Consider the following 26,900-nt stretch of genomic DNA (forward strand, 5'->3'; position numbering starts at 1 on the left):
GCGTTTCCGCCGTTGCTAAGCTATTGGTGCGCTCGCACCTGTCCCACCGCGACCAATGGAGGCCGTCATTTCCGCCGACAAAGTACTCCGCGGTGTCCGCGTGCTGGAGGTTGCCGCGTGGACCTTTGTGCCGTCAGCCGGCGCCGTCCTGGCGGAGTGGGGGGCCGAGGTCATCAAGGTCGAGCCGCGTGAGGGCGGTGACCCACAGCGTGGACTGGTCACGATGGGCATCGTCGACGAGGGCGGCGGCGCGGTCAACTACATGATCGAGATACCCAATCGGGGGAAGAAGTCGATAGGCGTCGATCTCAGTACTCCCGGCGGCCAAGACGTTATCCGCAAGCTCGCCGCGACCTGCGATGTGTTCCTCACCAGCTACCTGCCCGGCCGGCGCAAGAAAATGGGCATCGACGTCGACGACATCAGGGCCGCCAACCCCAGCATCGTCTACGTGCGGGGGTCGGGCCACGGCCCGAAGGGGCCCGACGCCGACAAACCCGGCTACGACGGCGTCTCTTACTGGGCACGCGGCGGCATCGCCACCATGCTCACCGAGGACGCTGAGGAGCTGGTGCGCTCGCGACCCGCCTTCGGAGATCTGCTGGGAGGGATGACGATCGCCGGCGGGATCGCGGCCGCGTTGTACAAGAAGGCGACCACCGGCCAGGGGTCGGTCGTGGATGTCTCGCTGCTGGGGCTGGCGGCCTGGAACCTCAGCCCGGACATCGCGGTGAGCCAGATCCACGGCGGCGGCGCGGTCCCGCAGTGGCGCCACGCCGATGCACCCAATCCATTGGTCGGGACCTACCGCACCAAAGACGACCGCTACGTCCAGCTGATGATGTTGCAGCTGGACAGGTTTTATGCGGAAGCAATGCGCGTCATCGGCCTACCCGAGCTAATCGACGATCCGCGATTCGCCGAGCCGGCGACGCGTTTCGCCAATCGGGCGGAACTCATTTCGCTGATGGACGATGCGTTTGCGCAACGCACACTCGCCGAATGGCGCGAAGCACTTGCAGACTTGTCCGGCGCCTGGGGCGTGGTGCAGACGCCGGGCGAGGTATGCCACGACCCAGCGGTGACCGCGAATGGCTATATCGCGCACACGACGACGATGAGCGGTTCGCCGTACGCACTGCCTACCAACCCCGTTCAGTTCGACGAAGAGGTTGTCGTGCCGCCGGGGGCCCCCGAACACGGCCAACACACCGAAGAAGTGTTGATGGAAGCGGGCTTGGACTGGGACACCATCGCGAGCTACAAAGAGAACGGGGCGATTCTATGAGCGCGGCGGCACCCGAAGCTGTTGTCGGTGATCCGGTTGAATTCGATCCGTTTTCTCAGGACTTCTTCGACGGCGCGTTTGATACCTATCGCCGGCTACGCGACGAAGCTCCCGTTTATTACAACGCCAAGTGGGATTTCTGGGCCCTGACCCGATACGACGACGTGGCGCCCGCCACCAAGGACCACGAAACCTATTCGTCGGCCAAGGGCGCGACGCTGGACATGGTGCACGCACATGACGATGCGCTCCCGGTGCCGAAGGTGATCATTTCGATGGACCCGCCGGAGCACAACAAGATGCGCGGGCTGGTCAGTAGCGTGTTCACCCCGCGCGCCATTGCCGCGCTGGAAGGCATGGTGCGCGAGAAGGTTTACGAACGTATCCACGCTATTGACCCGTCCTCCTTCGACGTGGTGGCCGACTTCTCGGCGCTGTTTCCGAACGAGATCATCACCACCATGCTCGGGGTCCCGAAGCAAGATCGTGATCAGATCCGGCACTGGCTCGACCTGCTGCTCGAACGGCGCCCGGGTCAGATCGCGGTCCCCCCTGAGGGTTTCGAGGCATCGACGAAGACCGGGATCTACTACTACAACCTTGTACAGCAGCGGCGTGCCGAACCACGCGACGACATGATCAGCCGGCTCATCGAGACGGAAATCGAGCGCGACGGGAAAGTCGAGAAACTCAGCGACGTAGACATCACCGGGTTCGCGACCATGCTTGGCGGCGCTGGCGCAGAGACGGTGACCAAGCTGATCGGCAACGCCATGGTCGCATTTGCCGACTTTCCCGACCAGTGGCAGAAGCTGCGACACGACCGCAGCAAGATTCCCGCGGCGATCGAAGAGCTGTTGCGCTACGAGGCGCCCTCGCAATACCAGATCCGCACGGCTACCCGTGATGTTGAGTTGCACGGCAGGACGATTCCCGAGGGCAGCGCCGTGCTGCTCGTCACCGGCTCAGCGACGCGCGACGAACGGATGTTCCCGGATCCCGATCGGCTGGACATCGACCGTGAGCGCAAGATGGGCTTCAATCTCGCGCTCGGCTACGGCATCCACAGCTGTCTGGGAGCGGCGCTGGCGAGGATGGAAAGCCGCATCGCTCTCGACGCGCTGCTCGACCTCATCCCTGAGTACGAAGTTAACCGCGCCGGGTTGCGCCGGGTGGCCATGTCGAATGTTTTCGGCTGGGCCAACGTTCCCGTGCGCAAGAAAGGCTGATTTCGCGCAAGCGGGTCACTGAACAGGGCTCGTTCGCGATTGCCTGGTCACGATCGCTGGACCCGCCAAGGGATTTGCGAGCACACCAGGTGGGGCATCGACGACTTCGGGTACTGAGTTGACTGCTGCCAGCGCTGTCGCGGACACACCCGGATTGGCCCGGCCTGACGGCGACTGTCCGAAGTACAGCTCCAAACACATACTGGGCTGTCCCTCGACTCGGATGACCATGCCACCTTGGTCTTCCCTCGACGGCCTCGGCCATCGCTGCGGCCAGGGTGTGGAACTTACCGTTGCGAAATACTGCACCGCGACCACCGGTCGACCATCGATGACGCCGGCGAGCTGCCAACGGTGCGCGCAAATCGTACCTTTCGGAATCACGCCGATCGCCGTTTCCAGATCCGTTGGTGCAAGCAACGTTTCCCAATCCAATTCAACGCCGTCGAGTTCTAGTCCGAGGATGTCGGCGATGTAACGCACCACGGTCTCCCAATCGTGGTTGACCTTGCCCGACGCGATCCGAGCGGGTATGTGCCCGTCCGGCTTTCCAAACCCCATGGATTCGTGCAGGACATCCCAGATGGGATAGGACTTGTCCAGGTCGATCGCGTATTCGTCCATCCGATAGGACTCGACGGTGCCGGCGCCGGCAAGCAGGGCGGTAGGAATGTTAAGACTGATGAACCCCGGCTCGGCGCCAGTGGCATAGAAAGTCGAATTCCCCTTCGCCGCTGCGGCTTCGACGGCCGCGCGCCACTGCGGCGGCGCCGCTGGCGGGTAGACCATCGGGATCGTCGAGATCGTCACCACGTTGATCCCCGCCTCGAGGTAGGTGACGATGTCGGCGATTGCGTCGTTCTCGCGCCGGACGGCGGTGGCACAGTAGGTGACACAGTCCGGCGCGAGAGCCAGCACCGCGTCGAGACTGTCGGTTGCCGATACACCCACATCCGCGACGCCACACAGGCGACCCGCGTCGACTCCGGCCTTCTCGGGCGTGGACACTTTCACTCCGACGAGTTCCAGTGCCGGATCATCGATGACTGCCCGCAGTGCCTCCTTCCCGGTCAGTCCCGTACCTACGTGGACAACCCGATACTTTCTGGATTTCTCAGTCGCCATCGCTCAATCTCCTATGTGACAGCAGTGAATTCGTCGTCGGCACAGATCATTGCGCAACCGCACGCACGGGTACGCGTCCCCAGCCGAAGACATTCGGCATCTTGACTCGTTGCAGGCCCGCGACGTCTACCTCGTACTCGGGGATCAGGTCCAACAGCGCATCGATGGCAATGCGTCCCTCCATGCGCGCCAGTGCCGCGCCGAGGCAGCTGTGAATTCCGTAGCCGAATCCGAGGTTGTGGCCGGAGTGCCGGCGATTGATGTCGAAGCGATCCGCGTCGACGAACGCACGCTCATCCCTGGTGGCCGAACCATTGATAAGCATCACCGGCTTGTGCCTGGGTATCACCGTGCCATGAAGCTCGACATCGACCTTGCTCCAACGGATGTCGTATTGCGACGGGCCCTCGTAACGCAGCAGCTCTTCGAAGGCGGCGGGGATGAGGCTTCGGTCTCGCCGTAGCGCCTGCCATTGGTCTTGGTGTCGCGCGAACACCACTGCGGCGCTGGCGACCAGCTTGGTCACCGTCTCGGCGCCCGCACCGCCGAGCAACGACGCAAAGGCCGAAATCTCCATGTCGTCGAGGCGGGTCATGGTGCCGTCATCGCGTTCGACCTCGACCTCGGTGAGCCGCGAAATCATGTCATCTTGCGGGTTGGCCCGCTTCTCGACGACAAGGTCGTAGTAATACCTCCACATGGTCACCGCCGCCTCGCGCCCGTGCGGCGTCGTGCTGATGTTTCCCGGCGCGCGTTCCAGCAGAGCGTCGAGCCAATGCCGGATCTGCTGGCGACCGTCCGGCGGCACCCCCAACATCGTGGTGATGATCTCGACCGGGAACAGCGCCGAGAAGTCCTCGACCATGTCGAACGACGTCACATCGATGCTTTGCGCGATTGCGTCGATCACCTTCCGGATCATCGGTTCGAGCTTCGCGATCGCACGTGGGGTGAACACCTTGTTCACCAGCGACCGCATTCTGGTGTGCTGCGGAGGGTCCATCATGATGATCACGCCTTGCGGGATCATCGCGTCAGGATCGATGAAATGATCGAGGGTCACACCCTTTGCGGAGGAATACTTTTCGTGATCACGCATTGCGCTCGCGACATCCTCATAGCGGGAAAGGGCCCAGAAGTCGTACTGAGTGCTGTAATAGACCGGCGCCCGATCGCGCAGCTGGCGATAGGTCTCGAACGGATCGTTGAAGAACTCATCCGAGAAGGGATCGAAGTGAACGGATCCCAGAGACGTGCCGGATTGATCGTTCATTGACATCATGGTTTTTGGAGAATCGCGGACGCCCCTGCGCTGGAGCGCTAGGCCCCCGCGCCGCCCTCCTTCAGGAAGTTGATGGTGTACTCCTGGCTCGTCAGCCCGTCGGGCTCGAGCCCGATCAGTGCCAGCAACGATTTCCACTCGGCCGAGTCGACAAACCAGTCCCAGCGTGCGATTCGCCCGTTCTCGTCGGTCCAGATGTAGTCCCATTCCCGCAGTTCCAACCGTGTACCGTCGGGAAGTGTCCCCGCATAGGTGTCGCAGGAGGAGAAGCCCCAGTCGCCGGCCACACATTCGAATGGGCTGATTAGCCGGTAGTCCGGCATGTGCTTCCACCACATGCGCCACTCCGGGGTGAGAATATCGCCGTCCGGCGCATACGTGGCGATGGCCGCCGCGACCTCGTCGGAGAGCATATCGGCGGCCGACTGCGGGACACCGTCGTTAAACAGAGGACTCATCATCACATAACCGGGTGCCCAGATGAACTCGTCGCCGAATGAGACGTGACGGCCGCGTTCGATCGGTTTCGCATAGCCCTCCCACTTCGTGAAGGCAATCCTTTCGTGTAACGCCACGCGGTCCCGGGTCATCTCATGTCCTTTCGGCTAGTGCAGCTCGGCGAATCTCTTTAAGTAGGGCCATGCGATCGCAGGCGGTATCCCGCCGCATAGCGGCGAGATGTTGAACGTCTCACCTGCTGCGATGCGCTTCCGCGCTTCGTCGACCGAGAGGATCACATGTGTCGACGTATTGCGGAGCTCCTCGATGGTCGTGGCGGTGGTGATGTTGGCGGACACGGCGTTGTCGGGGTTCCACTCCGAGTAGGCCATCGCATCGTGCAGGAGGTACTTGCCGATCTCGTCCCACGCCGCGTCGACGTCGTCGGCGACGAAGCAGTTGGTCGCCGCGTCACGCTCGGGGATGAGGACGAACCCGGGCTCGAACCCGTTGTCGCGGCATGCTTTTTCGTAGGCTTCCCGCATTCCGGGCACCCCGCCGTTGGCGAGCAGGCCGAGACCGTTGCGTCCAGCACGCCGGGCGGCCGCCAGGCTGGCGCCGCCCCAGCTCAGCATGGGACCTTCCGGCGTGCGTGGTCTTGGGGTGACCCGCATTCGCCTGCCGCCGTGTTCGATCTCTTCGCCGGCAAGGAGGCGGCGTAGCACGCCGAGCTTCTCGTCCGCCAGCCTGCCGCGGTCGGACATGGAGAGTCCGAAGTGAGCGTATTCCTCAGCGCGATATCCGATTCCGAATACGTAGGTGGCTCTGCCCGCGCTGATGTGATCCAGCACGGCGATGTCCTCGGCCAGCCGTGCCGGATCGTAGAAGGGCAGCAAAATCGTCAGGTTCAGCATCAGTTGCTTGGTGCGAGCGGCAATGGCCGCGCCGAGCAGCAACGGCGACGGCAGATAACCGTCGTCCGCGCAGTGGTGTTCGCACAGTACGACTGCGATACAGCCATGCTGCTCGGCCCACGCCGACATCTCACTGGCCGCGGCGTACAACTCGGTGGCTGGCGCTCCGATGGAGGGCGCTCGCATGTCGAAGCGAAGGGTGAACATCGTGGTGGTCTAACCGCTTTGCCGTGCGTCGGAACCCATGACTTCGGCACTTGCCTGCATGATCAAGCGAACTACTTCGTTGCGTGTCATGGATTTGAAGAGTTCAGCCGCCATCCGGACGTCATCGCCCGTGGCGATTGTCGGTCCGTTGCCAAGGTTGGCGAACGCCTCATCCACCACGCTCGCCGCGGTCACCGCCCCCTGGGGAATCTCGTCGACAGATTTGAGTCGGCCGCGCTCGAACTCCAGTTGCCGCAGAGCCGGTGTGTCGGTCATGCCGAGGACCAGGCCCAGTACGTCGACGCCCTTGTCGTGCAACTCCGCCCACAGGCCCTCGGTGAAAACCATGTCGAAGGCCTTGGTTCCTCCGTATGCCACCATGTTTCGGCCACCGGCCAGCGCAGCACCCGAAGTAAAGTTCACGATGCCGCCTCGTCCTCGCTCAACCATGAGGCCCGCGAAGTGGTGACACAACCGCATCAGCACCAGGCAATTGCGTTGCAGGAGGGCTTCGGCTGCCGATACCGGATTGGCAAGAAAAGGTTGGTAATTCGGGTCCCCGCCGGCGCAGTACACCAGCATGCCGACCTCGAGGTCTACGGTGGCGTCGATAATGGACTGCGAAGCGTCGGCATCGGTGAGATCGATGGCGAGCGTCCGAGTTTCGACACCCGTGCGCTCGTGGATTGCCTCGGCCACCGTGTCGAGAAGGTGCTGGCGCCGAGCGACGAGCGCGACGTTCACTCCTTCCTGCCCCAACCGCTCGGCGAACAGCGCGCCGCATCCGTCGGACGCGCCGACGATCAGCGCCCACGGTCCGTACCTTTGTGCAATGTCACCCATGGGCGGCCGTCAGTGCAGCGAGCCGAACCGAGGTGTAGGTACGACGGTCGATCCGCCAACCGTCCGGCGTCCGTACGGCGTGGTCGTCGTAGTAACCGACGGGGTTCGCGCCCGAGCCGTCCTCCATCAGGATCAGTGCGTCGACGTAGGTGCGGATCCTCGCGGTATCCCCGTCTATTGCTATGGCTTGGTTGGTCATTCGATGCATCGTGTGCGCCGCGCTGACGTGGGCTGCCTCCATAAACGCTGCGACCTCTGCGCCACCGGTCCACTGGCCGACCACGCCGTAGTCGACGCGCGCGTCCTGGGTGAAGACTGTCGTGAGAAACCGGTATTGCTGACTGTCGATTGCGGTTGCGTACCGGACCGTCAGGTCGACAAGGTCGTCGCGGTCCGACATCAGCGGTCACCGTTCGGGTGGATCACGACGCGGGGTGGCCCTTCGGACCGCCGCGCCGCCTCCAGCGCCGCGGGCACCTCGTCCAGACCGATGATCTTGCCGACGCTGGGCAGCGGGTCCAGCTTCCCCTCGACGACCGCATCCAGAACGCCGTACCAGTCCTGCGGCAGTGGCCCTCCACCGAACTGCAGAGTGAGGCCGTTTCGTGTGGCCGCGGTGATGTCGAGGGTGTCGCCGGTGTACCAGCCACCCGCGCAGTAGATGCGCGACGAGAACTCCGCGTCAGCGACAATCTTGTCGATGAGACCCGCAGCACCAACGCATTCGAACACCACGGCGGAGCCGGCCAGGTGTCGTTCGGCACGAACCTTGCGGAAGACCTCGAACACCGAGTCCTGTGCCGGGTCGACCAGAACATGCGCGCCGAACCCCGTGTGGGCGAGTTCGCGGCGGTCGGCGCTGAAGTCGGACACGATGATCGGATCAATCCCGCGCGCGCTCAGCGCAGCGACCGCGGACAGCCCGATGGCACCCGCGCCTAGGACGATCGGGATCTCGCCGGGCTGCAAGTTCGAGGCGCGGACGTAGAACTCGCCGACGGCGAAGGCGTCGACCACAGCGACCGCATCGCTGGACACCGCACCCTCTATCACCCTCGCCGTTGCCTCTGGTACCACGAGCAACTCACCGAAACTGCCCTGGGCCTCGGGGTGCTGTCCGATGATGCGTAAACCGCCGGCGCCGCCGTCAACCAACCGGATCGGCATCGACGTCACCCTGGCCCCGATCGGGAAGGCATCGCTGCATCCAGGGCCATGGCCGATCACCTCGCCCACGAACTCGTGTCCCATGACGATGTCGCGGTCGGGGTCGTACAGCGACCGGCCCGTCGGATCGTCGATCGCCAACTCGGGATGGTCCATGTAATGCACATCGGACGCGCAGATCGCGGTGCTGAGCGTCTTGAGCAGCAGGTCACCCTGCCCGGGGATGGGATCGGCAGTCTCGCGAACCGCAAGCTCGCCGCCTCGCAGCACCACGGCCCGCACTGGCTCTCACATCCTCACGGGATATTCTCTACTATTAGAGAAATTTTTATCTGATTACTGAGTCGACCGTAGGATGCGGCGCGAAGGGAGTCAAGATGCGCGGAGTCACTTCAGCGCCCGCCGAGCGTGTCCTCGATGTCGTCGAGTTGCTCAGCCGGCCGGAAAGTGGCGGGCACCGCTTTTCCGATGTCGCTCGCGAGCTCGGCCTTTCGCAGGCGACGGCGCACTCCATACTCAAGACTCTCTGCGACCGCGGTTGGGCGACCAGGGATCCCAATTCCAAAAAGTTTGTCCTTGGCCTGACCGTGGCCCTCATCGCGGAGAGGTTCGAAGCCACGCGCCCACTTCTGGCGATCGCCCGCGAGGCCATTCGCCGTCTCGCAGAGACGACCGGTACGCCGGCCTCGGTAGTCGAGCGCAATGGAGATGAACTGGTGATTACCGCGTTCGAAACTCCTGACGGGTCCACTAAGCCGGTCGCTTCCTACGAGCGTATCCCGTATGCCCCGCCGTTCGGGATCGCCTGCGCCGCTTGGGATATCCCAAGCGAGCAAGAATCGTGGATTCAGCGCGGCGCGGCAGCAGACTCGTCGCTGGCAGGGCGCCTTCGCACGGTGTTGGCCCAGACGCGAGACCGCGGTTATGACATCGATTGGATGACGCCGGCGCTGGCGCAGGCGGCTCATGCGATCGAAACATTGTCTAACGAGACAGTGCCGCAGAATCTGCGCTCAGTCGTCGACCAACTGCGCGTCGAATTCATTTCTGCGAACTTGCTATCCGGCGACAGCGCACGCGATGCGCTCCCGGTTGCCACAATCTCTGCGCCCGTGTTGGACGAGAGAGGCCATGTGCGACTCATTCTCGGGTGCCACCCGCTACGCGTTATGACGATGGGCGAAATCCGTGCTGCGGCGAAACCGCTGCTGCGCGAGATCGAGCGACTGGGAGGCCACAGAGCGCCATGACATGGGGCAGGCGGGGTCCGGAGCTATCCGCTGCTACCTTTTGCGTCGGTCATGGACGAATCCCCGCACGACATACGAGCGGACGAAGTCGGCCACCGCGACGTCGTCAGCGTCATGGTAGGGCGACGGGGTTGTGAACAACGAGAACAAGATTCGCGCAAACCACTCCGATGCCGACCGAATGTCGAGGTCGCTGCGCACCTCACCGGTCAGCCTCGCCGCCGAGATGTACGGCGCGACAAATTCGCCACATTCGCGCAGCAGGGTCGACGCATTCTTCGTCAACATCAGGTCGACGTGTTCTTGGTCGAAATACAACTCGGATTCCACCATTCGGCGGGCCTGGGTGACGAAAACGCCTGCCCGGACCAGCTTGTCCTCGAGGGTGCTGCCGCCGTCGCGCTCGATCGCCCGGGCCAGCTTGCGGTAGAAGCCCTGCGACGCCGCCTCCGCACAGGCCTCGACGATCGTTTCCTTGTCCCGGAAGTACTCGTAGAACGTGCTCCGGGACACCTCCGCGGCTCGAGCGATGTCGACGATCGTCGTCTTTCGCAATCCTTGCGTGCGGAAGCAGGCAAAGGCAGCCGAGATCAGCACCACACGTGTATCGACTGCGGTCGCGTGCGTCACCGGGGTGCCTTGTTTTCCATACTCAGCGATCGGGCGCGAGGATCAGACCGCTCGTCGGTACCCCTGTACCCGATGTGACAAGCACGTGTTCGACATTGTCGACCTGGTTGTAAGAGGTGCCGCGCACCTGACGGACACCCTCGGTGATGCCGTTCATGCCGTGGATGTATGCCTCGCCGAGCAGGCCACCGTTGGTGTTGATCGGCATCCGGCCCCCGAGGGACAACTCGTCGACCGAGACGTAGTCCTTGGCCTCCCCCCGGCCGCAGAATCCCAATTCCTCGAGCTGGGTAAAGACGAAGGGGGTGAAGTGGTCATAAAGGAACGCGGTCGAAATATCCTGCGGTTTTAGGCCGGAGTCCCGCCACAGCTTGTCACCGACCACGCCCATCTCGGGTAGGCCAGTGATGTCTTCGCGGTAGTAGCTCGTCATCACCTCGCCGTCGTGGGCGGCGCCCTGGGCGGCCGCGGTGATGACCGCGGGCGGCTTGGCCAGGTCTCGCGCTCGCTCGACGCTGGTCACCACCATCGCAACGCCGCCGTCGCTTTCCTGACAGCAGTCGAGCAGCCGGAGCACCGGGTCGATGATCCAGCGCGATTGTTGGTGTTGCTCAAGGGTTATCGGCTTGCCGTAGAACCATGCATCGGGATTGTTCGCGGCGTGCTTTCGGTCGATCACGGAAATCTTGCCGAAATCGGCATTCGTGACGCCATACGTCGTCATATACCGCTGAGCGTGCAAGGCCACCCAGGCGGCGGGTGTCATGAAGCCGAACGGGGCATAGGGGGCCATCCACAACGGCGTCACGCCGGGCTGGCGGCCGGCCCCCCCGAAACGGAAGCCGGAGCGCTCGTTGAACGCGCGGTAGCACACCACCGCTTCCGCCGCACCCGTCGCTACCGCCATCGCCGCCTGCATTACGGTGCCCGCGGCGGCCCCGCCACCGTGTGGAACCCTGGTGAAAAAAGTCAGGTTTCGGATTCCGACGTTGCGGGCGACCTCGATTTCCTCGTTCTCGTCGACGCTGAAAGTGACCATGCCGTCGATGTCGGCGGGCGTTAGCCCGGCGTCGCGGATCGCGGCGAGTACCGCCTCGCAGGCGAGCTGCATCTCGGTGCGGCCCGATTTCTTGGAAAACTCGGTTTGGCCGATACCGACGAGGGCTGCCTTGCCACCGATACCGTCGCTCATACATCCACACCCTGGAGCAGGCTGAGCACCGCGGTGCCGGAGACGTGGTCGCCCAGGCTGTTGGTGCCCTTGAAGGTAACCTCGATCAGCCCTTCACCGTCGGCCGACGACTTACCGGTCACCGATCCCGTAAACCGCAGCGGGTCATTCGGGTACGCCGGTACGCCGAGTCGAATGGACAGCTTTTTGATCATCGCCTCGGGGCCGGCCCAGTCGTGCAAGAACTTCACGCACAGGCCGTTGGTCGTCAGGATATTCAAGAAGATGTCTTTGGAGCCTTGGGAGTTGGCGAAGTCGCGGTCGTGGTGTACCGGCATGTAGTCACGGGATGCGATGGCGCCCGCGACGATCAGCGTGGTGGTCACCGGCACGTCCATCGGGGTGACTTCGTCGCCAACGTTGATGGAGTTCCACGCCCGTGTGGTGGTGCGGTCGACGGTGGAGGTCATTTGCTTCCTTCCGGGTATGCGGCGCCGAGGCGGGCGAGTTGTTGGGAGGCAGAGCCGAGCGAAAGCTCGATTTGCTTGGCCCATAGGAAATAGCGGTGGAGCGGGTAGGTGATGTCGATGCCCATCCCGCCGTGTACTTGCTGGGCCGATGCGACGACCCGAGCGCCGGCCTCGGCGGCCCAGAACTTCGCGATCGCGGCTTCGCGGCTCGCGGGCCGGCCTTCGGCGATCAGCCAGGCCGCGTGCCAGGTGGTCCAGCGGATCGCCTCGACGTCGATGAAGGCGTCGGCCAGCCGCTGCTGCACCGCCTGGAATGAGCCGATCGGCCTGCCGAATTGCTCGCGTTCGCTGGTGTAGGAAGCGGCGATCTTCAGCGCTCGTTCGGCCACGCCGACCTGCATCGCGCAGAGCCCGACGAGCGCCCTGGTGTACAGCGAACCGACCGCGTCCGCACCGCGGGTGTTGTTGAGCCGGTGTCCGACGGCGCCGGTGAGTTCGACGTCCGCGTGGGGCTCTCCGTTGGTGGTGGTCACCGGCGAGACGGTCAACCCGGCGGTCGCCGCCTCGACGATGAATAGCCCAGGTCCATCATCGGCCAGCGCCGAAATCACGATGGCGTCGGCAACCTGCGCTGCGGGCACCAACTCCTTGCTGCCGTCCAGGATCCAGATGTCCCCATCGGCGCGTGCGGTGGTGCGTGGCGCGGTCGGATCGGAGTTGCCCTCTTCGGCGAGTCCGGCGGTCAGAATCGCACTGCCGTCCACGACTTTTGGCAGGTACCGCTGCTGAATTGTCGAATCACCGTGCCGTGCAATAGTATCCGCGCCGAGCAGGAGGGTCGTATAGAGGGGGACCGGCGCAACGCTCCGGCCGACCTCGGCGAGCAGCACGCCGAGCTCGAGGAAGCCGCCGCCACTGCCCCCAACGGACTCGGGCAGCGCGATGCCCAGCAAGTCCGAGGATGCCAACTCGCGCCACAGCGCCTCGTCGAAGCGAACCTCGCCTGATTCCAGTTCCGTGAGACGTTCGGGGGTGGCCCGGTGCTCGAAGAGCTGACGCGCCACCTTGCCGACGGTCTCCTGTTCTTCGGTGAAGGAAAAGTCCATGCTCGCCCTTATTTTCTCGTTGGTCAGCGCACCGGCCGGAACTGGTGCAGAACCAGCTCCTCGCCGCTCGGGATTGCTTCGAACTTTTCGTAGAAGACCTCGACCGGCAGCCCCACCCCGATCGCCGAGGGCTCGATGTCGCACAGGTTCGAGACGATGCGCACGCCTTCGTCGAGTTCAATCAGGGCCACCACGTATGGGTACTGAAGGAAGGGCAGCGGCGGATACTGCGGCATGATGAAGCTGTAAACGACGCCGCGCCCGGTCGATTCGACGGAATCCCAGTTGAGCGACTGGCAGTTCCCGCACATCGGCCGAGGCGGCACCCGCAGCGTCTTGCAATCCGTGCATTGCTGGATCAACAGCTTGTGGCCCTTCAGGCCCGACCAGAAGAACTCGGTGTCGGGGCTGATCGATGGAGCAAGTCTGTTGGCCATCAGTTTCCTGTCTTGAATCGCAGGGTGCGGAACCGCTGGCGGCCGATCACTTCACCGTTCTGATCGCGGTAGGTCGTGATCCAGGTGACGAAGTAGCCGTTGCCCATCGCAGTCTTTTTCTCGTCGGAGATGGTCTCGAAAACAGTCTCGGCCGTGATGTCGTCAGCGACGCGTGGGTATCGCTCGATCTCGAACTCGGAATTGGTGGCGACCGTGCCGGTGTAGCCGGCATCGGCGAGGAACTGCAGCGGATTTTCCTTGAGCTCGACCGGGACTCCGCCGCGTTCGTGGATGCCGACAAGCTTGGGTGGTGCCATGGTCCACGACTGCAGCATCACCGGAGGCGAGACGAGGCCGCCATAGCGGGAGGATGCGGCGAACTTCGGATCCAGGTATGCGGGGTTCAGATCGTCCAACGCGTGCGCCCAGTGCCGAATCATCGCTGCATTCACGGGATCTGGCGCTTTGACCGGCTGTCCGGAACTGATCGGTTGGCCAATGAGCGCATCCAGGCGGTCGCGCAGCGGGTCCTTCGTTGTCTCGGGCACGGCTAAGAACCTTCCTCTTAAGATGCGCTGGCCCGCATGTCGCGGGGTGCGCGGGGCATCCCGAGACCGGCCATAGCGATGATGTCGCGTTGAAGCTCGTTGGCTCCGCCGCCGAATGTGTTGATGACCGCCATCCGATAAGCGCTCTCCAGCTCGCCCTTGAGGGGAGCCGTCTTGTCCTTACGCACACCGGCTTGCCCGACGACTTCGAGGAGTTCGCGTGCGACCTGCTGGGTGAGTTCGGTGCCGAAAACCTTTGCCGCGGAGGCCTCACCCATGCCGAGCGCACCGGAGCTCATGGTCGCGTTCACCCGCAGGTTAAGCAACCGGTAGGCGGCGACCTGGGCTTCCACCCGCGCCAGCGCCTGCTGCACCCACGGCTTGTCGATGACAAACCCGTCGTCGAGCGGCGTCGTCGACGCCCATTTGAGGGTCTTCGTGAACAACGGCTCCAGCGCGCCGAGGTTGCCCAGGGCGGCGCGTTCCAGGTTCAGCTGGTTGGTGACCAAGGTCCAGCCTTGGTTCTCGCCGAGCACGATCGCGCTCTCGGGTACCCGGACGTCGTCGTAGAACGTGTAGTACGTCGACACACCGGGCATGGTGTGCAGCGGCTTCCAGGAGAACCCCGGTGCGGAGGTCGGCACGATGAACAGGGTTATTCCCTTGTGTTTCTTGGCATTCGGATCGGTTCGTGCCGCCAACCAGATGTAGTCGGCAAACTCGGCACCGCTGGTGAACATCTTCGATCCGTTGATCACGAATTCGTCGCCGTCGCGAACTGCGGTGGTGCGCAGCGACGCAAGGTCGCTGCCGGCGCCAGGCTCCGAGTAGCCGATCGCGAATTCAACAGTGCCCTTGAGAATTGCGGGGAGGAACTTGGACTTCTGCTCCTCGGTTCCGTACTGAATGAGCGTGGGGCCGACCGTGTTCAGGGTGATCATCGGCAACGGCGCGTTGACCCGGCGCGCCTCTTCCGAGAAGATGTACTGCTCCAGGGCTGTCAGCCCGCCGCCGCCGTATTCGACTGGCCAGGCGACGCCGAGCAGGCCGGCTTCGCCCAGCGCCCGTCGGCATTCGGCGATCGCGGCGCCTCCCTCGAGGAGGTTGGCAACGGCGGAGCGGCGCTCCGGGGTCATCACCGCCTCGAGCCGGGTCCGGTAGTCCTTGCGGAGCTGTTCCTGTTCGGGTGTGTAGTCGAAGTCCATCAGCTGCTCGTTCCCAGTCGTACCGGCATGCTCTTGACGCCAGGCGTCATGGTCGCGCGGAGTCTCGTCACGTCCCCGGTGAGTTCGATCGTCGGATATGTCCCCAAGAGCACCTCGAAGAACACCCGGGCCTCCAGCCGGGCCAGCTGCGCACCAAGACAAGCGTGCTCACCGGCGCCGAACGCGATGTGCGGGTTGGGGTTACGCGTGATGTCGAAATCCTCGGAGGTGGGTCCGAAGATCTCTTCGTCGCGGTTGGCGGCACCGTAGAGCATGACGACGGTGTCGCCGGCCTTGATCTGTTGGCCGCGGATCTCCACGTCCTGGGTGGCGCAGCGGGCCATGTGGGTGACCGGGCTGGTGAATCGCAGCATCTCCTCGATGGCGCTGGGCAGCAGCGCCGGAGTCGATCGCAGTAGGGCGAACTGATCGGGATGGTCGATCAACGCCAACGTGCCCAGTGCAATCAGGTTGCGAGTCGTCTCGTTGCCGGCCACGAGGAGCAGGAAAGAGAAGTTCAGCAGGTCCGCATCGCTGAGTTGTTCACCGTCGACCTCGGCCGCGGCCAAAATGCTCAGCAGGTCGTCCTGCCCACTGACCTCTCCGGAACGGCGAGCCGCGATCAGCTCGGTGAAGTACTCGTACAGCTCACCGAGCGCGACGAGGTGATCCATCTCGATATCCGGATCGGCGGTTCCCACGGCCGCGTCGGACCACGTCCGAAACTTTTCCCAATCCTCGGTCGGGGCGCCCAACATCTCCGCGATCATGCGGGTCGGGAGGGGCGACGCGATGTCCTCGGCGAACTGCTGGGTCTTCGTCGGGTCGACGTTGTCCACGATGCCGCGCACGATCTCGCGCACCTTGGGTTCCAGCAACTGCACCTGGCGGCGAGTGAAGCCGGAGTTGATCAGCTTGCGAAGCTGCCGGTGCCGCGGCGGATCGGTGAAGATCAGGTTTCCCTCCTGAACGGGTTCGGGCTGGGCGGGATCCGGGATCGAGATGCCCTTCGTGGAGGAGAAAGTCAATGGGTGACCGGAGACGTAGCGGATGTCCTCGTACTTCAACAGTGCCCAGAAGTTCGTGACGTCGTTCCAGACGACGGGCGTTGTGTTGCGAAGTTCCCGGTAGGCCGGGTAGGGATCGCCGGCGTAGAAGTCCGGTGAGTGCAAGGGAACCGTAGTAGTGGGCACCGCAGGCCTTCCTCGACGCTGAGAGCTGTTCGGACAGATATACAAAGAATGTCCGTTTCCAAGGTGTCTACAGTAGAGCCGACTTGTCTGTCAAACACCGGCTATTTGGCTTAAATAAAGGTTGATTGCCGTTGACGGCTTCTGCGGCGCCGTGTACACACAGTCAGAGAGTGTATGTTGTGGCCACGTCACCGGGCCGCGCCGCGATCAAGCAGTCAGGAAGGCAGGCAGATGATGGCTGGCTCACGGTCTCTCCGCGACGCCTACGGGCATTACATCGACGGCCGATGGGTCGATCCGGACAGCGGGCGCTACGACGTCATCAACCCCGCCACCGAGACGGTGATCGGTACCGCGCCGGACGCGAGCATCGCGCAGGTCCAACAGGCGGTCGCAGCTGCCAGGGCCGCATTCGATTCGGGGCCCTGGCCGGCGGCGGAGCCGGCGGAGCGCGCCAGATGCCTACAACAGCTCAGCGATGCGCTACTGGCCAACAGCGAGGAGTTCTACGCCCTCGCGCAGGCCGAATGGGGTTGTTCGGCAAACGAGCGCTTGATCCACGTCGAAGGCCCGGCGTTCATGGTCGGTCACGCTGCCGAGCTCGCGATGGAGCCCGCCGAGCAACCGATGGACGCGTGGGGCGCGGCCGGAACGACGCTGTTGCGCTACGAACCGCTGGGTGTGGTGGCCGCCATGACCCCGTGGAATTTCCCACACACCATCAACGTGATGAAGCTGGGTGCGGCGCTGGCGGCGGGAAACACGCTCGTGCTCAAGCCATCTCCGTTGACGCCCCTGGCCGGGCTCGCGCTGGCTCGTATCGTCGAGGAGGAAACGGATATCCCCGCCGGTGTCGTCAACGTGGTTACACCGACCAGCGTCGAGGCGAGCAGGAGCCTGACCCTGGATCCCAGGGTCAATATGGTCAGCTTCACCGGCAGCTCGGCCGTCGGCCGCGACGTGATGGCCGCTGCGGCGACCACGATGAAACGTGTTCTGCTGGAATGCGGTGGCAAGTCCGCGACGGTCCTGTTGCCTGACGCCGAGATCACCGACGAATTGTTGGAGCGGCTGCTGTTCGAAGGATGCACGATGCATGCCGGTCAGGCCTGCATCCTCAACAGCAGGCTGTTGTTGCCCGATGCCATCCACGACGAAGTGGTGGATCGACTCGCGCGGCTGGCTCGCGGGATCGTGATCGGCGATCCCACCGACCCGGCGGTCACGATGGGCCCGCTAATCAGCCGTGAGCATCGGGACCGGGTCGAGGGATTCGTCGAACGTGCCGAAGCCGACGGCGCAACCGTGGTCGCCGGGGGAGGCCGCCCGAAGGATCTGAGCCACGGATTCTATTTCGAGCCGACGATACTGACAGACGCTTCGCCTGATTCGTATATCGCGCAAGAAGAAGTGTTCGGTCCCGTGCTGACTGTGTTGCGGTATCGCGACGACGATGACGCGGTGGCCATCGCCAACAATTCGGCGTACGGGCTTGGGGGCGCGGTGTGGGGAAGCGACGTCGACCGCGCGGTGGCGATCGCCCGCCGGATCAGGACCGGGCAGGTCTCGATCAACGGGACGATTCCCGGAGATGCACCGTTCGGCGGCTTCAACCAGAGTGGAATCGGCCGGGAGGGTGGTGTGATGGGACTGCGGGCCTATATGGAGCCCAAGGCCATCGGAGTGCCCGCGTGAACGGGCCCCTCGCGGGTTTGCGTGTTGTTGAGTTCGCCTCCGACATTGCGGGTCCGTACTGCGGCAAGTTGCTCGTCGACCTTGGCGCCGACGTCTGCAAGGTCGAGCCCCCAATGGGTGACCCGTTGCGCTTATGGGGTCCGTTTCCGTCGGCCGATCCAGATCCGGAACAAAGCGGGCTTTTCGCGTATCTGAACGCCGGAAAGTCCGGCGTCACAGTCGACTTGGCACGTGATAGCAACCTCGCGGACCTTCGCGAGTTAATCGCGCAGGCGGACGTGTTCATCGAAGACCTGCACGGCGGCGCGCCCCAGCGGCGGGACTGGGGTCTGGACGCGGACGCTCTTGGCCGGATCAACCCGAACCTCGTCGTGGTCCGGATATCGAGCTTCGGCCAAGACGGGCCGCTGCGTGACCGCGTGACGACTCCACTGACCCTGCAGGCGGCCGGGGGCTGGGTCAATGCGCGCGACCCCGGGAGGGCGCCGGTGCAGGCCGGCGCGCGGATTCCGGAGTACATAGCCGGCGCGTATGCGGCCCTGGGAGCGCTGACGGCGCTGCGGATCGCCGCGGCCGGAACGAACCGGCCGGTCGAGGTGGACGTCTCGATGTTCGAGTCGCTGCTGTCGACGCTGCCCTATCCCATGCTGATGGCAGCGCGCCTCAAAAGCCTTGGTCTGCCGACCAATTCGAAGGCCGCACCGATGTTGGGTATCGTGCGTGCCGCCGATGGCTGGATCGGAATCAACTGCCTGACCGGCCAGCACTGGCTGGACGTGTGCGCCATGGTCGGGTTACCCGAGTTCGGCGAGCATCAGCTTGCGATCATGCTGGGCGGCCCCGAGCGCGACGAGTTTTTTGCGAAGGCACAGCCGTTTTTCGATGCGATGACGGTCGCCGATCTGGTCGACCTGAGTCAGGCGATGCGGATACCCGCGGCGCCGGTCGCCGAAGGCGATACCATACTGGACTGCCCGCAGTACGCCGAGCGAGGATTTTTCATCGAGGCGGCGGCTGAGGCACGGCGATTCACCAGACCCGGAGCGCCCTTTCGGTTTTCGAAGACACCGGTTCCTTCGCCACTTCCTGCCCCGGCCCTCGGAAAACACTCGCGGGCTGCCTGGAGCGAGCGTGGCGCGCACCGCCGGGACGCCGGCGTCGCGCGGACGCCGGACGTCGCCCTGCCCTTCGCCGGATTGAAGGTGTTCGACTTGAGCACCTTCTGGGCGGGGGCGTATCTGACGTGCTACCTCGGCGCGTTCGGGGCTGATGTGATCAAGGTCGAATCCATTCAGCGCCCCGACGGCCACCGCTACTCCGGCTCGCTGCTGCGCGAGGGGGACGACTGGTATGAACGTGGGCCGCTTTGGCAGGGAACGAATCTCAACAAACGCGACATCACCCTTGACCTCACTTCGAGGGCCGGCCGCGAGTTGGCCCTGCGGCTGGCCGCGGAAGCCGACGTTGTGGTGGAGAACTTTTCACCGCGCGTGGTTGAGCAGTTCGGACTCGATTACGACTCGCTCGCGAAGCTCAATCCCGCACTGATTATGGTGCGGATGCCCGGATTCGGGCTGGAGGGGCCCTGGCGCGACTATGTGGGCTGGGCGCTGAACATCGAACAGGTGTCCGGTATGTCTGCCATGACCGGTTATCCAGACGGCCCGCCGTGCAATCTGCAGGGGCCCGCCGATCCGATCGCCGGAGTACACGCAGGTGTGGCGCTGCTGGCCGCGCTCGCGCACAGGAACTCCACCGGAGAGGGCCAGCTCGTCGAGGTCGCGCAGATCGAGGTTGGCGCGGCGGTGACCGCCGAGCCCGTGATCGAGTACTCGCTGACTGGCGCGGTGCGAACACGAGAGGGAAACCGCCACCGCGACTACGCCCAGGGCGTCTATCCGACCAGCGTCGCCGGCGAGTGGATCGCGCTGTCGGTGCGCAATGACGCCGACTGGGTTGCACTGCTGGGCGCCCTTGGCCGCGCTGATCTGGGAGGCGACCCGAAGTTCGTGAGCGCAGAAGCCCGCCGGCAAAATCATGACCAATTCGACGAGATCGTCGCGAGTTGGACCTGTACGCAACCCGCCGAGGAGCTGGTGACAACACTTGTCCGCCATGGCGTCCCAGCGGCCCGACTACTTGCAGCCGACGAGATGTATGACGTCGAACAGCTCGATGCGCGTGGTTACTATCAGGATCTGGTCCACCCGATTACTGGGCGACAGAGGTTTCCGGGCTGGCCGTTTCAGATCTCGCCGGGTCCGGCACATCAGCACAGGACCCCGGCCCCGACGCTGGGGGAGCACAACGCCGAGGTGCTCGGATCACTCGGACTTTCCGAGGCGGAGATCGCCACGCTGCGCGAACAACGAGTGATCGGGCAACGCCTGCTCAACGCCTAGCTGTCGTCAACCATCGCTGCGATCGTGTCGACCACGCAAGCCGGTCGGTCGTTTCCCTCGACCTCGACGGTGACACGAACCGTGGCCCGCCCCCCGCGGTCGCTGCGCTCAACCTTGAGTAGCTCGGCTCCGGCCCGGATGCGGGAGTCGACCGGTACCGGCGCGGGGAACCGCAGCTTGTCGGAGCCGTAGTTCACCTGCATCGACAGCCCGGTCACCCGGTAGATCTGTTTGACGAGAACGGGCACCAGCGACAAGGTCAGATAGCCGTGTGCAATGGTCTTGCCGTAGGGACCGGCCGCCGCTTTCTCGGGGTCGACGTGAATCCACTGATGGTCACCGGTCGCCTCGGCGAACAGATCGATCTCCTTTTGAGTGACCCGAAGCCAGTCGCTGTACCCCAGGTGCTCGCCGACATGCGCCTCGAAATCGGCGATCCCGTCGTACTCCTTCGGAGACGTGGACGCCTGGGTCATGCCGCGACCTTGAGCCCCAATTGCTCGATGGCGTTGCCGCCCATGATCTTCGCCTTGGTCGACTCCGGCACGCCGTCAAGCCGGTCGACGAAGCTCAGCGGGTCGCCGATGCCTTCCGGGTGAGGGAAGTCGGAGCCGAACATCACGTGGTCCTCGCCCATGATGTCGATGATTCCCTTGAGGTCGTCTTCGAGGAACGGGTGGATGTAGATGTTGCGCTTGAACACCTCGACAGGATGCTCGTCGAATTCCTTGGGCATGATCTTGTATGCGGTGTTGAGTTGCTCGAGCAGGTTGCGGACCCAGCCGCTGCCGTTCTCGACGCACAAAATCTTCAAATCGGGGAATCTTGACAAGGCGCCGTGGCAGATCAGCGCGGCCAGAGTGTCCTCGATGGCCCGGTGTCCCATCACGACCTCGCGCAAGGCACTCGGCGCGAAGGACAGGTACTCGTCGCCGCCCTCCCACTCCATGAGGTGCTTTTGGTAGCCGCTGTCGGAGGCATGCATGGTGACCGGGATGCCGGCGTTGACGACCTCTTCCCAGAACGGGTCGAACTCGGGCAGGCCCATGGACCGCGAGCCGCCGAAGCGGCTAGGCACCGGCGCCGGCCGGACCAGGAAGGTCTTCATACCCCGTTCGAGGCCCCAATGGAGTTCCCTGATGGCCTCGTCCACCATCGGCAGGCAGATGACGGGCGTCGCGAAGATCCGCTCGTGATAGTTGAACGTCCAGTGCTCGTGCATCCACTCGTTGAGAGCGTGGATGATCGCGTGGGTGAGGACGACGTCGTCGGTGGTGCGCTCCTCGATGAGGCTGGCGAGGGTCGGATACATCACGCACTGGTCGAGACCCAGCTCATCCATCAGCTCCAGTCGCGGTGCGGGTGCCTGGTAGGCGGGGATGACATCCATTGCCTCGCCGATGAACTCGCGGAAGTTGAGTCCCTCGGGGTTGTTGCCCAGGAAGTAGTCCTCGGCGCTGCCCGGCCTGGCGACGCGAGCGAACGTCGGGTTGGGGATCATGTGGCTGATGCGGTCCTTGACAACCAGCTTGGGCCGGCCGTTGACCTCGACGTAGCCGACCTTCCCGCGGTGTTCCTTGGGCAGGTATTTGGTGAGCGCGTCCGTCGTCTCGTACATGTGGTTGTCGATGTCGAAAACCGGATACGGCAGTGATCGCGACGACATGGGACTTCCTCCTGAGCAGCGAATATGATCATTTACGCTAATCGAGAACGACGTTATCACTATTGGTGCGCAACATCCACATCGGGTGGCGCGACCGGCAGGTCAAACCGCTGCGTTCCACACGTCGATAACCGCACTGGACGGGGTCACGGTGGCGAGCAGCGACAGGGTGTTGTCGATGATCGAATCGGCGTACTCCCGCGGGTACCCGCTGACCGCATCCCGCGGTAGGACGAACTGATAGCCACGGTTGACCGCATCCATGACGAAGTTGGTGATGGCGATATTCACCGACACCCCCACTCCGACAATGGTTTTTATCCCCAGATTGCGCAGCACCGAGTCCAGATCGGTGCCGCACATCGGGCCGACGCCGTGGGTGCGAGTCAGAACGAGGTCGGAGTCGAGCGGGCCCAATTCCGGGAGTACGGAGGCACCCGCGCTGCCGGGCGTGAGGTCGACGGTGAAGGATTTTCCCGCCGCGAACAATCGGGCGTTCGTGTTCGAACCACGACCGTCGGCGCGCCGTTGTATCAGGCAATGCACGACCGTCACACCGGCCGCCCTGGCGGCGTCGAGCAGCTTCGCGATGTTGGGGATGGCTTCGCGGCGGGCCTCTTCGGCGAGCAGTGGAAGGCCGGCCTGCGGCCCTATAACGCCGCCTTGACACTCCTGGGTCACGAGGGCGGTGGTAGCCGGATCGAGCAGTTCCTTCAGCGTTGGTTGCGGCATGAGAATACACGTTATCGTGTGCGAGGATTCGATTTCCACGAGGAGGTCCGATGCAGACGTGGGAGCTCGAGGTGCGGGAGTCGGTGCGCCAGACCCTGGCCGACTACACCGCGGCCACAGATCGATTCGATCTCCGGGCGCTGGCGGCATGCTTTAGCGACGAAGGCGTCTTGGAGTTCACCGGAGGTGCCGAACCGCTCACGGGACGCGCAGAAATCGAGGCCGGCTTGGGCGTCGCGGTGACCCGGCCTTCGAGCTCGGGGCGGCCGGCACCGAGTCACGTCCGGCACCACGTTTCCAGCATTCGCTTCGGGGCGGTCGCTCGCGACAGGGTCGAGGTCAGCAGTTACTTCGCCGTCCACACTGACATCGGCGTCGATCACTGGGGACGCTACCGCGACGTACTGGTCCCCGTTGACGGCCGGTGGCTGTTCGCGCATCGCCGGATCAGTGTGGACGCATTCGCGGTCGGCAGTCTGATGGCGTGAGGCCGGTCAGGCGGTGATGAATTCCTTGGCGAATGCGTGCGACCGGTCGATGACCTCGGCGCGGTCGGCGCCCGCGGGCGCGATGGTCAGCCAGGTGACCCCCGCCGCCTTTAGCCGCGCGATGATCGCGTGACGCTCGTCGTTCGATCTGCTGTCGTCCAACAAGTTTCCGGCGGAGAAACAGATGTCCAGCGGTGCGGCGCGGCCGATCTCGGCCGCGTATTGCTTGGCCCAATCGATGGCGAGCTCCAACTCGTCGATCGTCGAGATCTCCGCGGTACGCGACGCCGCGGCGTAGCCGAAGGTATTGAACGGCGCCCACCCCTGCGCGCGCGACACCGCCCGGCGTACCGCGGGCTTGCTGTTGCCGCCGACCCACACCGGGGGCGCAGTGGGGGGCAGTGGCCGCAGCCGGACACCTCGTGCGGCGAACGACGTTCCTTCGTAGGCGATGTCCTCACCGGTGAGTACCTTGTCAAGGACGTCGAGTGCCTCGTCGAGCAGCGCGCCACGGTTTTCGAAATCGATTCCGAGAGCTTTGAATTCGGGCTTGAGGTATCCCGCGGCGGTCCCGAGGATGAGCCGCCCGTTGGACAGTGCTGCGAGGCTTTGAATCGATTTGGCGCCGAGAAATGGGTTGCGGTACGCGGCGATGTAGACGTTGGTCAGCAGCTTGACATGGGTCGTTGCGGCGGCGGCGAAGGCCAAGGCGACGAACGGATCAAGGGCGTGGTGCCCGCCGTGGTCGAGCCACTTCGCATCCGGCGCGGGGTGGTCGGTCACGTGGACCGCGGCGAACCCGCTTGCCTCGGCCGCTCGCGCGATGTCGGCGATCGCGTCGGCGGTCACGAACTCGTCGACCGCCTCGACTCGCTGGGTGGGTAATTCGAGGGAGAAGGATATGGTCACATGAGTCCTTTCGTTCCGGAGACGAGCGTGGCCAGGCGTTGCGCGTGGTAGTCGGGGTCGCCGAACATCAATTGGCTCGCTTTGGCGCGCCGTACGAACAGGTGGGCATCGTGTTCCCAGGTGAAACCGATGCCGCCGTGGATGCGCATGTTGTCGAGCGCGACCTGAAGGAAGGCTTCCGAGCACACCAATTTGGCGACCGATGCGGCGGTCGGCAGGCCGTCGGTGTGGGCCGCGTCGGCCGCATGTGACACGGCCGAGCGGGCACCCTCGACCTGGACCAGCATGTCGGCGCAGCGATGCTTGATCGCTTGGAAACTGCCGATGGGCCGGCCGAACTGGATTCGATGCTTGGCGTAGTCGACGGCCATGTCGAGGCAGCGTTGCGCTGCGCCGACCTGTTCGGCGGCCAGCGCGACGATGGCGAGGTCCGAGGTGCGCGCCAGGAACTCGGCGGCGGCGCCGTCGGCTCCGATCAACCTAGCTGGTGCCCCGCCGAAGCCCAGGCGGGCCACCTTGCGCGTGCGGTCGAGGCCGGACAGCGGTGTGCGGCGAACACCCTCTGCCCCGGCGCGGATCGCCAGCAGCGAGATGCCGGCCTCGGTGCTGGCCGCGACAAGGACGACGTCCGCGGTGTGACCATCGATCACCAGCGGGGCCTCGCCGTGGATCCGGTACGCGGCGCCATGGCGCTCGGCCCGCAACGTCACGGCGGCGGGGTCCCAGGCGTCGAGTTGGCCGTTGAGGATCAGCGTCGCGGTGGCAGAGCCGTCAACGAAGCCGGGGACGAACTCTTCGGCCGCCGCCTGGTCGCCGCTGGCGAGAATGGCCTGTGTCGCCAGCGCCACGGTGGCGAAGAACGGGGAGCAGAGCAGCGCGCGCCCCATTTCCTCGAAGACCACGGCGAGTTCGGCCATGCCGGCACCCGCGCCGCCCCACTGCTCGGGAACGCCGATGCCGTGCAGGCCTAGCTCGCCGGCCATCTGACGCCATGACGCCTCGTCGTAGCCGGTCTCCGTCGCCATTAGCTTGCGTACGGTTTCGCTGGGTGATGTGGCAGTCAGGTAGTCGCGTACGACGCTGCGCAGCTCGTCGAGCTCACTCGGGGGCACGGGCCTGCCCGATCCCGTTGTCCGCCAGCGATTGTGAAGGTGCCATATCTCCTCTGTGCCGTCGCGGCCGAGCCGGCACCGCGTGCTACTCGGGCGCCTCGGCCATCCGGCCCGGGATAGCCATTGCCGAATCAGGATAGTATGTTTTCTGGAAATAGAGAATTTGCATTCTCGGTTAAGGAGCAACGCGGTGACGACCAAACTCGATTACGGCATCTTTGACTGCGATACCCACTGCTACGAGACTCGGGACGCCTTCACCCGTTATCTGCCCGAAAAGTTCAGGGACCGGGCGATCACCACCGTGCGCGGGGCGGACGGCGTCGAGGTGATCCTTGCGGGGCGTCGCGTCGCCACCTTCAACAGCGAAGGGGGCCTGGGTCTCGACGTCGCTTATCGGCCCGGCTCGCTCAAGGAGATGCTCAAGCAGATGGGATCGGGCAACCCTGAGGAGTCATACGAGCCGCAGCCCATGCAGCCGGAATTCATCGAGCGGGCGGCACGCCTGGCCGTCATGGCGGAACAGAACATCGAGCGCATGGTCATCTACCCAAGCGGCATGGCGCTGGCCGCCGAGCACTATGTCCATGACACCGCGGCGCTGTATGCGAATCTGCGCTCGTTCAACCGATGGTTCGATGAGGAGTGGGGTTTCAACTACGAAGGTAAAATCTACGCCACGGCGCTGATGTCGTTGCGCGACTTGGATTCTGCGATCGCAGAGACCGAGGCGATCATCGCGCAGGGGGCGAAGTTCGTGCTACTGCCGACCGGGCCGGCCTATGGCCGGTCGCCCGGCGACCCGTACTTCGACCCCGTTTACGCCCGCCTGGAGGAGGCCGGCTGCGTCCTGGTGTTCCACATCATGCCGTTCTGGTACTTCGATGCGATCTCGCCCGCGTGGGGACAGAACCCCGATCCGGCCTCCTGGCACATGTCGGCGTGGCAGTGGATGAACGTCTATGGGCAGCGCCCGATCGAGGAGACGTTGTCCGCGCTCATCTTCGACAACCTGTTCGGTCGCTTCCCGGGTCTGAACGTCCTGGTCGCCGAGCACGGGGCTGAGTGGGTGCCGTTCTTCGTCCGGCACATGGACAAGAGCCGCGGCATGGGCCGCAACGGCCCGTGGATCGGCGGCAAGTTGACGGAGCGACCGTCGACGATCTTTCGCCGTCACGTCCGTGTCGTGCCCTATCCCGAGGACGACATCCCCGGGATCGTCGCCGGCCTGGGTTACGACGACTGCCTGGTGATGGGCTCGGATTACCCGCACGCCGAAGGCCTGGCAGTGCCGGCCGAGTTCGCCAAGCTACTCGATCCGCTCGACGACGCCACCAAGCGGCGGATCATGCGCGACAACGCCGACCAGCTGCTCTCCCGCGGTTAACAGGGG

The 26,900-nt window shown here is 64.3% G+C and carries 27 protein-coding genes; 7 read left to right on the forward strand and 20 right to left on the reverse strand.

Features of this window, described 5'->3' with window-relative positions; all coding sequences use genetic code 11:
• Positions 1 to 55 precede the first annotated feature (55 nt).
• Positions 56 to 1,288: a CaiB/BaiF CoA transferase family protein gene (locus AC5Y7V_RS17500; RefSeq protein WP_499881283.1), complete on the forward strand. Its 1,233-nt coding sequence runs from the start codon at positions 56 to 58 to the stop codon at positions 1,286 to 1,288.
• Positions 1,285 to 2,517 (forward strand): cytochrome P450, encoded by a 1,233-nt coding sequence (locus tag AC5Y7V_RS17505; RefSeq protein WP_499881284.1) that lies wholly within the window; start codon positions 1,285 to 1,287, stop codon positions 2,515 to 2,517. Before AC5Y7V_RS17500 ends, AC5Y7V_RS17505 begins: the two co-directional genes overlap by 4 nt.
• A gap of 15 nt (positions 2,518 to 2,532) precedes the next feature.
• Here AC5Y7V_RS17505 and AC5Y7V_RS17510 read toward each other — a convergent pair whose 3' ends face one another.
• Genes AC5Y7V_RS17510 through AC5Y7V_RS17540 form a run of 7 tightly spaced genes read right to left on the reverse strand, consistent with a single transcriptional unit; the run spans position 2,533 to position 8,766 of the window.
• Positions 2,533 to 3,642 (reverse strand): dihydrodipicolinate reductase, encoded by a 1,110-nt coding sequence (locus AC5Y7V_RS17510; RefSeq protein ID WP_499881285.1) that lies wholly within the window; start codon positions 3,640 to 3,642, stop codon positions 2,533 to 2,535.
• 46 nt (positions 3,643 to 3,688) lie between these two features.
• A complete protein-coding gene (locus AC5Y7V_RS17515) occupies positions 3,689 to 4,921 on the reverse strand; it encodes a cytochrome P450 (protein ID WP_499881286.1) in 1,233 nt (410 codons plus the stop codon).
• 41 nt (positions 4,922 to 4,962) lie between these two features.
• A complete protein-coding gene (locus AC5Y7V_RS17520) occupies positions 4,963 to 5,514 on the reverse strand; it encodes a nuclear transport factor 2-like protein (RefSeq protein WP_499881287.1) in 552 nt (183 codons plus the stop codon).
• Positions 5,515 to 5,529: 15 nt separating this feature from the next.
• Complete coding sequence (locus AC5Y7V_RS17525) at positions 5,530 to 6,483, reverse strand: LLM class flavin-dependent oxidoreductase (protein WP_499881288.1); 954 nt, start codon at positions 6,481 to 6,483, stop codon at positions 5,530 to 5,532.
• A 9-nt stretch (positions 6,484 to 6,492) separates the two neighbouring features.
• Complete coding sequence (locus tag AC5Y7V_RS17530) at positions 6,493 to 7,326, reverse strand: SDR family NAD(P)-dependent oxidoreductase (protein WP_499881289.1); 834 nt, start codon at positions 7,324 to 7,326, stop codon at positions 6,493 to 6,495.
• The gene (locus tag AC5Y7V_RS17535; protein WP_499881290.1) at positions 7,319 to 7,726 is read right to left on the reverse strand and encodes a nuclear transport factor 2 family protein; all 408 of its coding nucleotides are present in this window, start codon (positions 7,724 to 7,726) and stop codon (positions 7,319 to 7,321) included. Before AC5Y7V_RS17535 ends, AC5Y7V_RS17530 begins: the two co-directional genes overlap by 8 nt.
• Positions 7,726 to 8,766, reverse strand: a complete 1,041-nt coding sequence (locus AC5Y7V_RS17540; protein WP_499881410.1) for a zinc-binding dehydrogenase — start codon at positions 8,764 to 8,766, stop codon at positions 7,726 to 7,728. The genes AC5Y7V_RS17535 and AC5Y7V_RS17540 overlap by 1 nt, the downstream gene beginning before the upstream one ends.
• Before the next feature lie 104 nt (positions 8,767 to 8,870).
• On the opposite strand from AC5Y7V_RS17540, the gene AC5Y7V_RS17545 reads away from it, so the two are divergent.
• Positions 8,871 to 9,743, forward strand: coding sequence for an IclR family transcriptional regulator (locus AC5Y7V_RS17545; protein ID WP_499881291.1), 873 nt, complete (start codon positions 8,871 to 8,873; stop codon positions 9,741 to 9,743).
• Between the two features lie 33 nt (positions 9,744 to 9,776).
• Here AC5Y7V_RS17545 and AC5Y7V_RS17550 read toward each other — a convergent pair whose 3' ends face one another.
• The 8 genes from AC5Y7V_RS17550 to AC5Y7V_RS17585 are packed head-to-tail and all read right to left on the reverse strand — an operon-like array spanning position 9,777 to position 16,482.
• Positions 9,777 to 10,373: a TetR/AcrR family transcriptional regulator gene (locus AC5Y7V_RS17550; protein WP_499881292.1), complete on the reverse strand. Its 597-nt coding sequence runs from the start codon at positions 10,371 to 10,373 to the stop codon at positions 9,777 to 9,779.
• A 22-nt stretch (positions 10,374 to 10,395) separates the two neighbouring features.
• Positions 10,396 to 11,565, reverse strand: a complete 1,170-nt coding sequence (locus AC5Y7V_RS17555) for a lipid-transfer protein (protein ID WP_499881293.1) — start codon at positions 11,563 to 11,565, stop codon at positions 10,396 to 10,398.
• On the reverse strand, positions 11,562 to 12,014 hold the full coding sequence (locus tag AC5Y7V_RS17560) for a MaoC family dehydratase (RefSeq protein ID WP_499881294.1): 453 nt from the start codon (positions 12,012 to 12,014) through the stop codon (positions 11,562 to 11,564). The genes AC5Y7V_RS17555 and AC5Y7V_RS17560 overlap by 4 nt, the downstream gene beginning before the upstream one ends.
• Complete coding sequence (locus AC5Y7V_RS17565) at positions 12,011 to 13,120, reverse strand: acyl-CoA dehydrogenase family protein (protein ID WP_499881295.1); 1,110 nt, start codon at positions 13,118 to 13,120, stop codon at positions 12,011 to 12,013. Before AC5Y7V_RS17565 ends, AC5Y7V_RS17560 begins: the two co-directional genes overlap by 4 nt.
• 23 nt (positions 13,121 to 13,143) lie before the next feature.
• A complete protein-coding gene (locus AC5Y7V_RS17570; RefSeq protein ID WP_499881296.1) occupies positions 13,144 to 13,557 on the reverse strand; it encodes a Zn-ribbon domain-containing OB-fold protein in 414 nt (137 codons plus the stop codon).
• Positions 13,557 to 14,105 carry an FAS1-like dehydratase domain-containing protein gene (locus tag AC5Y7V_RS17575; protein ID WP_499881297.1) on the reverse strand — a complete coding sequence of 183 codons (549 nt, stop codon included), beginning with the start codon at positions 14,103 to 14,105 and terminating at the stop codon, positions 13,557 to 13,559. The genes AC5Y7V_RS17570 and AC5Y7V_RS17575 overlap by 1 nt, the downstream gene beginning before the upstream one ends.
• A 17-nt stretch (positions 14,106 to 14,122) precedes the next feature.
• Positions 14,123 to 15,310 (reverse strand): acyl-CoA dehydrogenase family protein, encoded by a 1,188-nt coding sequence (locus AC5Y7V_RS17580; protein ID WP_499881298.1) that lies wholly within the window; start codon positions 15,308 to 15,310, stop codon positions 14,123 to 14,125.
• A complete protein-coding gene (locus tag AC5Y7V_RS17585) occupies positions 15,310 to 16,482 on the reverse strand; it encodes a cytochrome P450 (RefSeq protein WP_499881411.1) in 1,173 nt (390 codons plus the stop codon). The genes AC5Y7V_RS17580 and AC5Y7V_RS17585 overlap by 1 nt, the downstream gene beginning before the upstream one ends.
• A gap of 255 nt (positions 16,483 to 16,737) precedes the next feature.
• Between AC5Y7V_RS17585 and AC5Y7V_RS17590 the strand changes: the two genes are divergently transcribed.
• Positions 16,738 to 18,198 carry an aldehyde dehydrogenase family protein gene (locus AC5Y7V_RS17590; RefSeq protein WP_499881299.1) on the forward strand — a complete coding sequence of 487 codons (1,461 nt, stop codon included), beginning with the start codon at positions 16,738 to 16,740 and terminating at the stop codon, positions 18,196 to 18,198.
• Positions 18,195 to 20,600, forward strand: a complete 2,406-nt coding sequence (locus AC5Y7V_RS17595) for a CaiB/BaiF CoA transferase family protein (RefSeq protein WP_499881300.1) — start codon at positions 18,195 to 18,197, stop codon at positions 20,598 to 20,600. The genes AC5Y7V_RS17590 and AC5Y7V_RS17595 overlap by 4 nt, the downstream gene beginning before the upstream one ends.
• Here AC5Y7V_RS17595 and AC5Y7V_RS17600 read toward each other — a convergent pair.
• From AC5Y7V_RS17600 to AC5Y7V_RS17610, 3 genes are all read right to left on the reverse strand, one after another.
• Positions 20,597 to 21,076 (reverse strand): MaoC family dehydratase, encoded by a 480-nt coding sequence (locus AC5Y7V_RS17600; RefSeq protein WP_499881301.1) that lies wholly within the window; start codon positions 21,074 to 21,076, stop codon positions 20,597 to 20,599. The genes AC5Y7V_RS17595 and AC5Y7V_RS17600 overlap by 4 nt on opposite strands.
• A complete protein-coding gene (locus tag AC5Y7V_RS17605) occupies positions 21,073 to 22,266 on the reverse strand; it encodes an amidohydrolase family protein (protein ID WP_499881302.1) in 1,194 nt (397 codons plus the stop codon). The genes AC5Y7V_RS17600 and AC5Y7V_RS17605 overlap by 4 nt, the downstream gene beginning before the upstream one ends.
• A 102-nt stretch (positions 22,267 to 22,368) precedes the next feature.
• The gene (locus AC5Y7V_RS17610; RefSeq protein WP_499881412.1) at positions 22,369 to 22,998 is read right to left on the reverse strand and encodes a cysteine hydrolase family protein; all 630 of its coding nucleotides are present in this window, start codon (positions 22,996 to 22,998) and stop codon (positions 22,369 to 22,371) included.
• A gap of 50 nt (positions 22,999 to 23,048) precedes the next feature.
• On the opposite strand from AC5Y7V_RS17610, the gene AC5Y7V_RS17615 reads away from it, so the two are divergent.
• Positions 23,049 to 23,486: a nuclear transport factor 2 family protein gene (locus AC5Y7V_RS17615; RefSeq protein WP_499881303.1), complete on the forward strand. Its 438-nt coding sequence runs from the start codon at positions 23,049 to 23,051 to the stop codon at positions 23,484 to 23,486.
• A gap of 6 nt (positions 23,487 to 23,492) precedes the next feature.
• Here the strand turns inward: AC5Y7V_RS17615 and AC5Y7V_RS17620 are convergent, their stop codons facing one another.
• Both AC5Y7V_RS17620 and AC5Y7V_RS17625 read right to left on the reverse strand, forming a co-directional pair.
• On the reverse strand, positions 23,493 to 24,395 hold the full coding sequence (locus tag AC5Y7V_RS17620; RefSeq protein WP_499881304.1) for a TIGR03619 family F420-dependent LLM class oxidoreductase: 903 nt from the start codon (positions 24,393 to 24,395) through the stop codon (positions 23,493 to 23,495).
• Positions 24,392 to 25,507, reverse strand: a complete 1,116-nt coding sequence (locus AC5Y7V_RS17625; RefSeq protein ID WP_499881305.1) for an acyl-CoA dehydrogenase family protein — start codon at positions 25,505 to 25,507, stop codon at positions 24,392 to 24,394. The genes AC5Y7V_RS17620 and AC5Y7V_RS17625 overlap by 4 nt, the downstream gene beginning before the upstream one ends.
• Before the next feature lie 190 nt (positions 25,508 to 25,697).
• Here AC5Y7V_RS17625 and AC5Y7V_RS17630 point away from each other — a divergent pair, with 190 nt between their 5' ends.
• Positions 25,698 to 26,894 (forward strand): amidohydrolase family protein, encoded by a 1,197-nt coding sequence (locus AC5Y7V_RS17630; protein WP_499881306.1) that lies wholly within the window; start codon positions 25,698 to 25,700, stop codon positions 26,892 to 26,894.
• The last annotated feature ends 6 nt before the right edge of the window (positions 26,895 to 26,900 follow it).

This window comes from Mycobacterium sp. NGS34 (genome assembly GCF_059812845.1).

What these genes read in the sequence shown, in the direction of transcription:
- AC5Y7V_RS17500 (WP_499881283.1), top strand. Translation starts at nt 56, where the DNA reads ATGGAGGCCGTCATTTCCGCCGACAAAGTACTCCGCGGTGTCCGCGTG.
- AC5Y7V_RS17505 (WP_499881284.1), top strand. Translation starts at nt 1,285, where the DNA reads ATGAGCGCGGCGGCACCCGAAGCTGTTGTCGGTGATCCGGTTGAATTC.
- AC5Y7V_RS17510 (WP_499881285.1), bottom strand. Translation starts at nt 3,642, where the DNA reads ATGGCGACTGAGAAATCCAGAAAGTATCGGGTTGTCCACGTAGGTACG.
- AC5Y7V_RS17515 (WP_499881286.1), bottom strand. Translation starts at nt 4,921, where the DNA reads ATGTCAATGAACGATCAATCCGGCACGTCTCTGGGATCCGTTCACTTC.
- AC5Y7V_RS17520 (WP_499881287.1), bottom strand. Translation starts at nt 5,514, where the DNA reads ATGACCCGGGACCGCGTGGCGTTACACGAAAGGATTGCCTTCACGAAG.
- AC5Y7V_RS17525 (WP_499881288.1), bottom strand. Translation starts at nt 6,483, where the DNA reads ATGTTCACCCTTCGCTTCGACATGCGAGCGCCCTCCATCGGAGCGCCA.
- AC5Y7V_RS17530 (WP_499881289.1), bottom strand. Translation starts at nt 7,326, where the DNA reads ATGGGTGACATTGCACAAAGGTACGGACCGTGGGCGCTGATCGTCGGC.
- AC5Y7V_RS17535 (WP_499881290.1), bottom strand. Translation starts at nt 7,726, where the DNA reads ATGTCGGACCGCGACGACCTTGTCGACCTGACGGTCCGGTACGCAACC.
- AC5Y7V_RS17545 (WP_499881291.1), top strand. Translation starts at nt 8,871, where the DNA reads ATGCGCGGAGTCACTTCAGCGCCCGCCGAGCGTGTCCTCGATGTCGTC.
- AC5Y7V_RS17555 (WP_499881293.1), bottom strand. Translation starts at nt 11,565, where the DNA reads ATGAGCGACGGTATCGGTGGCAAGGCAGCCCTCGTCGGTATCGGCCAA.
- AC5Y7V_RS17560 (WP_499881294.1), bottom strand. Translation starts at nt 12,014, where the DNA reads ATGACCTCCACCGTCGACCGCACCACCACACGGGCGTGGAACTCCATC.
- AC5Y7V_RS17565 (WP_499881295.1), bottom strand. Translation starts at nt 13,120, where the DNA reads ATGGACTTTTCCTTCACCGAAGAACAGGAGACCGTCGGCAAGGTGGCG.
- AC5Y7V_RS17570 (WP_499881296.1), bottom strand. Translation starts at nt 13,557, where the DNA reads ATGGCCAACAGACTTGCTCCATCGATCAGCCCCGACACCGAGTTCTTC.
- AC5Y7V_RS17580 (WP_499881298.1), bottom strand. Translation starts at nt 15,310, where the DNA reads ATGGACTTCGACTACACACCCGAACAGGAACAGCTCCGCAAGGACTAC.
- AC5Y7V_RS17590 (WP_499881299.1), top strand. Translation starts at nt 16,738, where the DNA reads ATGGCTGGCTCACGGTCTCTCCGCGACGCCTACGGGCATTACATCGAC.
- AC5Y7V_RS17600 (WP_499881301.1), bottom strand. Translation starts at nt 21,076, where the DNA reads ATGACCCAGGCGTCCACGTCTCCGAAGGAGTACGACGGGATCGCCGAT.
- AC5Y7V_RS17605 (WP_499881302.1), bottom strand. Translation starts at nt 22,266, where the DNA reads ATGTCGTCGCGATCACTGCCGTATCCGGTTTTCGACATCGACAACCAC.
- AC5Y7V_RS17610 (WP_499881412.1), bottom strand. Translation starts at nt 22,998, where the DNA reads ATGCCGCAACCAACGCTGAAGGAACTGCTCGATCCGGCTACCACCGCC.
- AC5Y7V_RS17615 (WP_499881303.1), top strand. Translation starts at nt 23,049, where the DNA reads ATGCAGACGTGGGAGCTCGAGGTGCGGGAGTCGGTGCGCCAGACCCTG.